Origin of the sequence: Aquabacterium lacunae (genome assembly GCF_004310865.1) — a bacterium.
Taxonomy (GTDB): domain Bacteria; phylum Pseudomonadota; class Gammaproteobacteria; order Burkholderiales; family Burkholderiaceae_C; genus Aquabacterium; species Aquabacterium lacunae.
Genome location: NZ_SIXI01000010.1, coordinates 1 through 9114, shown reverse-complemented (window position 1 = coordinate 9114; position 9114 = coordinate 1). Strand labels below are relative to the sequence as shown.

8 protein-coding genes are annotated in these 9114 nt (G+C 56.2%); all 8 read left to right on the top strand.

Going from position 1 to position 9114, the window contains the following annotated elements; all coding sequences use genetic code 11:
* The coding region (locus EYS42_RS17495; RefSeq protein WP_130969330.1) for a DUF2442 domain-containing protein at nt 1–148 on the top strand (148 nt) is incomplete at its 5' end.
* Between the two features lie 199 nt (nt 149–347).
* Entirely contained in the window at nt 348–923 is a 576-nt protein-coding gene (locus EYS42_RS16600; protein ID WP_130969329.1) for a hypothetical protein, read from the top strand.
* 156 nt (nt 924–1079) lie between these two features.
* Nucleotides 1080–1511 (top strand): hypothetical protein, encoded by a 432-nt coding sequence (locus EYS42_RS16595; protein WP_130969328.1) that lies wholly within the window; start codon nt 1080–1082, stop codon nt 1509–1511.
* A gap of 770 nt (nt 1512–2281) precedes the next feature.
* The gene (locus EYS42_RS16590) at nt 2282–2731 is read left to right on the top strand and encodes a MaoC/PaaZ C-terminal domain-containing protein (RefSeq protein ID WP_130969327.1); all 450 of its coding nucleotides are present in this window, start codon (nt 2282–2284) and stop codon (nt 2729–2731) included.
* An 836-nt stretch (nt 2732–3567) separates the two neighbouring features.
* Nucleotides 3568–4764, top strand: a complete 1197-nt coding sequence (locus EYS42_RS16585) for a DUF3466 family protein (protein WP_130969326.1) — start codon at nt 3568–3570, stop codon at nt 4762–4764.
* A 1432-nt stretch (nt 4765–6196) separates the two neighbouring features.
* Nucleotides 6197–6514 (top strand): hypothetical protein, encoded by a 318-nt coding sequence (locus tag EYS42_RS16580; protein ID WP_130969325.1) that lies wholly within the window; start codon nt 6197–6199, stop codon nt 6512–6514.
* 1518 nt (nt 6515–8032) lie between these two features.
* Nucleotides 8033–8530, top strand: coding sequence for a P-loop nucleotide/nucleoside kinase family protein (locus EYS42_RS16575; RefSeq protein WP_130969324.1), 498 nt, complete (start codon nt 8033–8035; stop codon nt 8528–8530).
* Between the two features lie 214 nt (nt 8531–8744).
* On the top strand, nt 8745–9114 hold a 370-nt coding region (locus EYS42_RS16570; protein WP_130969323.1), incomplete at its 3' end, for a hypothetical protein.

Genomic DNA, 9114 nt, shown 5'->3' with positions numbered 1-9114 from the left:
CCCGTGGTTCAAACAGGCCACGGTGGATCAGATCACTACCGTCGAGCACCCCGCTCCGGACCACCTCTACTGGCCGTCGCTGGATGTTGACCTTTCGGTCAACTCCATCCGCAGGCCAGCAGACTTCTCGCTCATGTCCAGGAGCTGACAACTGGCCTGCCGAGCGCCTCGGCACAACAGCGCGCAACAACACTACACATAACGCAGGGGCCGGATCGTGTCGAAGCACACTTTTTGCAGCCAATTCAAGGACTTGGCGGCCTGTCGGCCACCTGGGTTATACGACGTTAACGCCGGTCGTAACCGCGTCTGGCGACAGGCCTGACGTCTACATTGCGTTAGGCCTCATGAACCAACAAGATCTCGAACCACACAAGTCCGCAATGGAAGCTGATGGCTACCAGCTTGACGACAGTCGATTCGCTAGACTGAAACAATGGCACGGAGTTCTCTTCCAACTCGCCAGCGCCAAGCACTACCTCGACCAAATAAAAGCCTATGAATCTGATCTTGGGGACTTGCAAAACGCCTATGAACTGATGGCACAGTTCTCTGCTTTCGTTCTTCAGTACAGCAAATGCTTCACAAGTGGCGGCAAAGGGCAAACCACGCTCGACGAGAATAAGGTTTTCGCATCTAACGCGGATGCGCTCAATGCACACAAACGCATCCTGGACATCAGGCACAACCTAGTGGCACACAATGGAAACAGTGAACTGATACTTGCAAACCTTGGCGTAAAGGAACAGGAAGATCGCTTTGTCGTCAAGCACTACCTCACACTGGCCATCCCGCTGGGCGAGTTGGATGCCTTTGAAAGCGCACTGGAGACAGCAACGCAGCATTCCATCCTTGCAGTAAACAAACATCTGGACAGCATTGGTGAGCAGCTTGGAAAAATCGTTTTACTCGATGAGGCCTAACTGGGCGGTCAAGCCGACGCCAACACTGGCCATGCCTGCGGCATTCTCATGGCCAGTGTCGGTGCCCTCCACTCGCTTCGCTCCTTCCGGCGCCGCTTACCTTGGGCGTTAGGCCACCCCAGCTACGCCAAACATCAAACAAAAGCAGAGAGACAAATGAGCGTTGTACTGTTCATCCACCTAATCGCAATCGGCATTTGGGCCGGGTGTGTCGCCACCGAAGCCGTGCTTGAAATCGTGTTGGAAAAACTGCCTCCGCATGAAAGCGGCCTGGCATTGATTCACGCCAAAATTGATCGCTTCGTTGAAATTCCCGCCATCGTCGTCGCACTGGCAACTGGCGGCCAAATGCTCCATCAACAGGCATCCTGGGACAACCTGCTGGTCGCAAAAGTCTCCCTCGGTGTGTCGGCTGTGGTCCTCAACACCATTGCTGCGTTCACTGTTCAGCGGCGCCTTCAATGCCTCCAGGCTAATGACATGGCAGGCTATGGGCTCTTCAATCGCTGGCATGAACGAATCGGTGTCGGTTGCGTGCTCAGCATCGTCGGCGCCATCGCCGTTGGTGGCTATCGCATCTCGGTCTGAGCTTATGCTGAAAGCCAAAACCGGGGCGTGGCCTAACTCGGCGGTCAAGCGGACGCCAACACTGGCCATGCCTGCGGCATCTTCATGGCCAGTGTTGGTGCCCTCCACTCGCTGCGCTCCTTCCGGCGCCGCTTACCTTGGGCGTTAGGCCACTTCTGAAATAGGCTCTGACAGCATTTTCAGGGCATGTTTTGCAGCATCGAGCACCCTGCTCCGCTCATCGCGCGGGAATGGTTTGGCGGGCCTCGGCCGCTTCCTGGCATATCGGCCGGCTGGCTTCGTTTTAAGCCCGGCGCTTACACGCCAGTTGGTTCGCCACGGGGCGCAGTTCGCAGGCTCAATCTGGCTGTCAGTCCTTCGGCTGCCTGCTGGCCACCTCGCGGCGCCAAAGTGCCACATGCCAACGCCAAGCGGGCTGCTTGTCCTTCGGCAATCAGCGCCAGGTTCTGTGCCGTGTCTTCGCCACGCCACCAGCTCGAAATCTCAGCCCGCAGTCATGGCTGCGCCATCACTGCCAGGCGTCTTCACGTTATGCTGGTGTCATTCGATGCACCGCCCCAGCGGTGTCAAACACAAGCCAAACGGGAGGCACCTTGCCTGCACTCAACGCAGCACAAGCATGCTCACAGGCTGCTGCCTTCGCTGGTCAGCCTAACGGGGCGTTGCACGCGGACGCCTCAACGTTCCATGCCTGCGGCATGGCCCGTCGAGGTGCCCTCCAGCCTTCGGCTTCCGGCGCCGGTGAACTTTGGCGTTAGGCAAATACAGCAATGACGCGCTACTTCAACGATATTGCAATTGGCGAGGAACATGAACTCGGGCCACGGTCAATCACCGAGGAAGACTCCCTGCGCTTTTGCCAAGAGTTCGACAGATTGCCCTTTCACCTAGATCGCGATAGAGCAAAGGAATCAATGTTTGGCGCGCTCATCGCCAGCGGACTACATACGCTTTCACTTACAGCCTCTATCGTGGTCGATGGCTTCATATCAAAAACATCCATGACAGGCGCTTCCGGCATGGAGTCCGTGCGCTGGCATCGTCCAGTCACGCTTCCAAACGCACTTTCCGTCAAACTCAAGGTTGTTGACACCAGCCCACCAAAGCCCGGCAAGGGTTTCGGCGTAGTCACATGCAGACTGGAAACTTACACGCAAGATAGTTCTCTTGCTATGTCCGCTACCGTCAGCTATCTGATCTCGAGCCAGGAAAGTGCATGACGCAAATGCGAATTCAAAAACCAAATCGCGCGCCTAACAGGTCGGTCAAGCGGACGCCAACACTGGCCATGCCTTCGGCATCTTCATGGCCAGTGTTGGTGCCCTCCGCCCTATCGGGCTCCGGCGCCGCTTACCTTGGGCGTTAGGCCACTGTTTGGCTGGTCTCTGGAAGCATTTTTCCGGCGTGTTTGGCGGCACCCGGCGCATAGCTAGGCTGCACTTGCGGGAACACCTTGGCGGTCGTCGGCTGTTTCCCGGCATATCAACCAGCTGGCTCCGTTTAAGGCCTGGCGCTAACCTGCCAATTGGTTCGCCACCGGGCGCAGCTCCCAGCTCAATCTGGCTGTCAGTCCTTCGGCTGCCTGCTCAACACTGCGCAGCGCCCAAGTGCCACACACCACCGCCAAGTGGGCTGCTTGTCCTTCGGCAATCAGCGCCAGGTTGTGTGCCGTGTCTTCGCCACGCCACCAGCCCGAAACATGAAGCAGCAGTCATGGCTTCGCCATCACTGGTCAGCCTCTTAGCGTTATGCTGGAGCCATTCGATGCGCTGCTTGATCGGAGCCAAACAAAAGCTGTTGAGAGCAGCTTTGCACAGCTGTCTGCCCACTCGCGCACGTCACTTGGCTGGAGGTGTTTGCGCGATATCAGAGTTTAGGCTTGCTCGTTTCAGGAAGGCACAGTGAAATTCTAAGTGAACGATCAGGCCTAAGATAAGCCCAATTGAAAAATCAATGAGGTGAGAAACATCAAAAGCACCCACTGAAATTGGGGAGTGCAGGCCCACTGACAGTGCTGCACAATAGAAAACTTAACCACAAGCACGGGAGCTGCTCTATGCAATCCGCCTTTAAAGCCAAAATACTAAATTTTTCTGCCACTGCCTCTATTATTGCATCCATCACAAGCCCCGCGCTTGCCAATGAGCAATGGATTTTCACGGCTTTACCTTATTTACCCGGCAGCGCTATGACTTCGCCGGCAGCAATAAATAACAGCGGAAGCATTGCGGGGACAAGCTTCGGGTCGCCAGAGCGAGCAATTATTGTGAGGGATGGAGAAATAAATGAAGCCTCGGCCTCACTGGGGGCAGGGTTTCAGAGCTTCGGCAGAGGAATTAACGACGCGGGACAAATCGTTGGGTCCGGGTACCCTGATGGATCGGATGCTTTCTATGGGCCAACAGCAGTTTTTTGGGACGGCACAGGAATTCGCAAGCTGGGAAACCTTCCCGGCGGAAGAGATAGTGCTGCGACAGATATAAATAACAAGGGTGAGGTTGTAGGTTACAGTGATGCGCCTCCAACTTATGGCCTTTATCGGGAGACGCATGCCGTCATGTGGGGTACAACAGGCATAGTTGACCTTGGAGGGTTGTTTAAGGGCGCAGATAGTCGAGCTAATGCGATCAATAACTTTGGCCAGGTGGTGGGCTATAGCAAATTTGACAAATACCGATCAGACGAACATGCCACCTTCTGGAATCAAGGCAATATTATCGACTTGAGCGCAGGATCACAGTATTCAAGCAAGGCTTACGATATCAACGATCTCGGTCAAATAGTTGGGGTTGAGAACCAAAAAGCGGTCTTGTGGCAAGATGGAAAAAAATTCGTGCTTGATGGGCTGGAAAATTCCACTGGCAGTGTTGCCTCTGGCATAAATTCATTGGGGTGGATTGTCGGCACGCGCAAGTACGATGATGATTCGCGCGCCACTCTGTGGCGGGATAATGTCGCAATTGATTTAAATAGCCTTACTGCGGTTGCGGAAAGTGGCTGGAGAATTCAAACTGCGCTCGATATTAATGATCGCGGCGAGATAGTAGGCGTAGGCGTATACTCAGCCCCCAATGGGAAATTTTATCAAGGTTTCCTGTTAAGCCCCGTACCTGAGCCAACCACAGCTGTCTATATGCTGATAGGTATTCTCGGCTTGCTAGTTGTAGCAAATAGGAACAAGCAAGCCCACGCCGCCATGCAACGCAATCACCAAGCTTGGGCACGGACGCTTCGCACAGACAACGCGGCCTAACTCGGCGGTCAAGCGGACGCCAACACTGGCCATGCCTTCGGCATCTTCATGGCCAGTGTTGATACCCTCCACTCGCTGCGCTCCTTCCGGCGCCGCTTACCTTGGGCGTTAGGCCACTGTTTGGCTGGTCTCTGGAAGCATTTTCTGGGCGTGTTTTGCAACATCGAGCGCCCTGCTCTGCTCGTCATGCGGGAATGGCTTAGCTGGCCTCGGTTGCTTCCTAGCTAATCAACCGGCTGGCTTCGCTCCAGGCCTGGCGCTAACTGGCCAATTGGTTCGCCACGTGGCGCGGTTCGAGGTCTCAATCTGGCTGTCAGTCCTTCGGCTGCCTGCTGGCCACCGCGCGGCGCCAAAGTGCCACGCGCCACCGCCAAGTGGGCTGCTTGCCCTTCGGCAATCAGCGCTCTGGTGTGTGCCGTGTCTTCGCCACGCCACCAGTTCGAAACATGAAGGCGCAGTCATGGCTTCGCCATCACTGCCCGGCGTCTTCGCGTTATGCTGGTGTCATTCGATGCGCTGCTTGATCGGCGCCAAACAGAACACCTGGGAGCCCTTGTGAAACGCTGTCCGCCCATTGGCGCACGCCATCGCTCTGGAAGTGGTAACGCCATCACCGAGCACTGGCACGGGCGCTTCGCGCAGGCACCGTGGCCTAACTCGGCGGTCAAGCGGACGCCAACACTGGCCATGCCTTCGGCATCTTCATGGCCAGTGCTGGTGCCCTCCACTCGCTGCGCTCCTTCCGGCGCCGCTTACCTTGGGCGTTAGGCCACTGTTTGGCTGGTCTCTGGAAGCATTTTGCGGGCGTGTTTTGCAGCATCGTGCGCCCTGCTCTGCTCGTCATGCGGGAATGGTTTGGCGGGGCTCGGCCGCTTCCTGGTTAATCCACCGGCTGGCTTCGCTCCAGGCTTGGCGTTAACTCTCCAATTGGTCCGCCACTTGGCGCAGTTCCCGGTCTCAATCTGGCTGTCAGTCCTTCGGCTGCCTGCTCACCAGCGTGCGGCGCCAAAGTGCCACATGCGATTGCCAAGTGGCTGCTTGTCCTTCGGCAATCAGCGCCAAGTTCTGTGCCGTGTCTTCGCCACGCCACCAGCGCTCAACATGAAGCCGCAGTCATGGCTTCGCCATCACTGGTCAGCGTCTTCGCGTTATGCTGGTGTCATTCGATGCGCTGCTTGATCGGCGCCAAAACAGAACACCTGGGAGCACCTTTGCAAAGCTGTCCGCCCATTGGCGCACGCCATCGCTCTGGAAGTGGTAACGCCATCACCGAGCACTGGCACGGGCGCTTCGCGCAGGCACAGTGGCCTAACTCGGCGGTCAAGCGGACGCCAACACTGGCCATGCCTGCGGCATCTTCATGGCCAGTGTTGGTGCCCTCCACTCGCTGCGCTCCTTCCGGCGCCGCTTACCTTGGGCGTTAGGCCTCACCATGACACGACTCCTCGAACTGGCAAAAGAAGTCAAGGAAATGAGCCAAGTGCTCTACGGATCGTTCAAAGAAAACGGGAACAAGCCGCGGATGGCACACATGAAGCTGATCTTTGATGCCGCAGAACAAGTTCGTTACCAGCTTGAAGTTGATCCAGCAGCGTCTGTGTCACCAACGTGCTGGAAAGCCTTGCTAGCAATTCAGCACATCGGGTTTGAGCGTATCGAACCATACGAAGAATATGAAAAGCTAGTCGCGCCGCTGTACGAAAAGTACGACGCGATGAAGGGTGCATACTTAAAGGCGTTCTCTCTGTGAAAACAGCCGTCAGTAGTGCCTTCAGGGGCTTGCACATACCAGCTTGTATCGTCATGCGGCTTAGCCTGAAGTCAATGGCCAGAGCCAACACCTTCCACTTCGCGCCCCAGCCTAACTGTCGGTTCAACGCGGACGCCAACATGGGCCATCGCTTCGCGATTTTGATGGCCCATGTTGGTGCCCTCCAGCCTTCGGCTTCCGGCGCCGGTTAACCTGGGCGTTAGGCCACTGTTTGGCTGGTCTCTGGAAGCATTTTCTGGGCGTGTTTTGTAGCATCGCGCGCCCTGCTTCGCTCTTCATGCGGGAATGGTTTAGCTGGCCTCGGTCGCTTCCTTGCTAATCAACCGGCTGGCTTCGCTCCAGGCCTGGCGCTAACTGGCCAATTGGTTCGCCACGTGGCGCGGTTCGCGGTCTCAATCTGGCTGTCAGCCCTTCGGCTGCCTGCTGGCCACCGCGCGGCGCCAAAGTGCCACGCGCCACCGCCAAGTGGGCTGCTTGTCCTTCGGCAATCAGCGCTCTGGTGTGTGCCGTGTCTTCGCCACGCCACCAGTTCGAAACATGAAGGCGCAGTCATGGCTTCGCCATCACTGGTCAGCGTCTTCGCGTTATGCTGGTGTCATTCGATGCGCTGCTTGATCGGCGCCAAACAGAACACCTGGGAGCCCTTGTGAAACGCTGTCCGCCCATTGGCGCACGCCATCGCTCTGGAAGTGGTAACGCCATCACCGAGCACTGGCACGGGCGCTTCGCGCAGGCACCGTGGCCTAACTCGGCGGTCAAGCGGACGCCAACACTGGCCATGGCTTCGCCATCTTCATGGCCAGTGTTGGTGCCCTCCACTCGCTGCGCTCCTTCCGGCGCCGCTTACCTTGGGCGTTAGGCCACTTCTGAAATAGGCTCTGGAAGCATTTGCAGGGCATGTTTTGCGGCATCGAGCGCCTTGCTCTGCCCATTACTCGGGAATGGTTTGGCGGGCCTCGGCCGCTTCCTGGTTAATCCACCGGCTGGCTTCGCTCTGTGCACAGCGTTAACTCGCCAGTTGGTTCGCCACCGGGCGCTGTTCGCTGGCTCAATCTGGCTGTCAGTCCTTCGGCTGCCTGCTCACCATCGTGCGGCGCCAAAGTGCCACATGCCTCCGCCAAGTGGGCTGCTTGTCCTTCGGCAATCAGCGCCAGGTTCTGTGCCGTGTCTTCGCCACGCCACCAGCTCGAAATCTCATCCCGCAGTCATGGCTGCGCCATCACTGCCTGGCGTCTTCACGCTATGCTGGTGCCATTCGATGCACCGCCCCAGCGGTGTCAAACACAAGCCAAACGGGAGGCACCTTGCCTGCACTCAATGCAGCCCAAGCATGCTCACAGGTTGCTGCCTTCGCTGGCCAGCCTAACGGGGCGTTGCACGCGGACGCCTCAACGTTCCACGCCTGCGGCCTGGCCCGTCGAGGTGCCCTCCAGCCTTCGGCTTCCGGCGCCGGTGAACTTTGGCGTTAGGCCTCTTCTGAACACAAGAAAGTAAGTCATGGGAAGAATTCATCTGATATTGGGGCCGCAAGGCGCAGGCAAATCGACCTACGCAAGACGCCTTGCACAAGCTGAACACGCCACGCGTTTTTCTATCGACGAGTGGATGCAACGAATGTTCATTCCTGACCTTCCAAAGGCCATGAGCCTTTCATGGATCATGGAGCGGGTTCAACGTTGTGAATCGCAAATTTGGGCAACGGCCTCCCAAATCTGTGCAAACAATGGAAATGTCATCCTCGATCTTGGTTTTACTAAGATCGAAAGCCGGAAGAATTTTCAAAACCTAGCCGCAGAGATCGGCGCGCAAACGCAGATACACATTCTTGATGCACCTCACGCAGTTCGTAAGGAGCGAGTGATGGGGCGGAACATCGAAAAGGGCGATACTTATTCTTTTGAGGTAACACCAGGGATGTTTGACTTCATGGAGAAAGAGTTCCAACGTCCAACAGATGAAGAGCGAAAAGATGCGGTCATCGTTGAACAAAGTTAATCAGGAGTTGTGCGATGCATATTCCATGCCTTCGCGCCCCAGCCTAACTGTCGGTTCAACGCGGACGCCAACACTGGCCATGCCTTCGGCATTTTTATGGCCAGTGTTGGTGCCCTCCGCCCTGACGGGCTCCGGCGCCGGTTAACCTGGGCGTTAGAAATCTCAAATTTTATCGGGCATGAAAAATATCTTAATAGCTTTCTCACTCTTGCTCATGGCCGAGAAGATCTTGGCGCAAGAGCAATGGTTGGTCGAGCACGAGAGATTTCAGGTGGTCACAAAGTATGGTCTTTCCATAGGTGCTTATCCTGCACTGGACATAGTAGATGATACAGCCTACTACTATCTGGCTGGCGTGTCTTGCGCAACAATTGAGAGCTATCATGGTGAAGCTTGCTCAACCTTGGAATCCGCCAGGTTGAATCACCTTAGAAGCGCCCCTTCAATCCTGATTAGGAAGGCGCGCATCAAAAGAAATTATGCAGGAGATTTCTTGATAGAGGATTCAACCGAGGCCCTAAATGAAAAGCAACGGGAAATATTATTAAAAAATGTCCCGTTTGCACTAAAAATATTGAACCGCG

What these genes read in the sequence shown, in the direction of transcription:
- EYS42_RS16575 (WP_130969324.1), top strand. Translation starts at nt 8,033, where the DNA reads ATGGGAAGAATTCATCTGATATTGGGGCCGCAAGGCGCAGGCAAATCG.
- EYS42_RS16590 (WP_130969327.1), top strand. Translation starts at nt 2,282, where the DNA reads ATGACGCGCTACTTCAACGATATTGCAATTGGCGAGGAACATGAACTC.
- EYS42_RS16595 (WP_130969328.1), top strand. Translation starts at nt 1,080, where the DNA reads ATGAGCGTTGTACTGTTCATCCACCTAATCGCAATCGGCATTTGGGCC.
- EYS42_RS16585 (WP_130969326.1), top strand. Translation starts at nt 3,568, where the DNA reads ATGCAATCCGCCTTTAAAGCCAAAATACTAAATTTTTCTGCCACTGCC.
- EYS42_RS16600 (WP_130969329.1), top strand. Translation starts at nt 348, where the DNA reads ATGAACCAACAAGATCTCGAACCACACAAGTCCGCAATGGAAGCTGAT.
- EYS42_RS16580 (WP_130969325.1), top strand. Translation starts at nt 6,197, where the DNA reads ATGACACGACTCCTCGAACTGGCAAAAGAAGTCAAGGAAATGAGCCAA.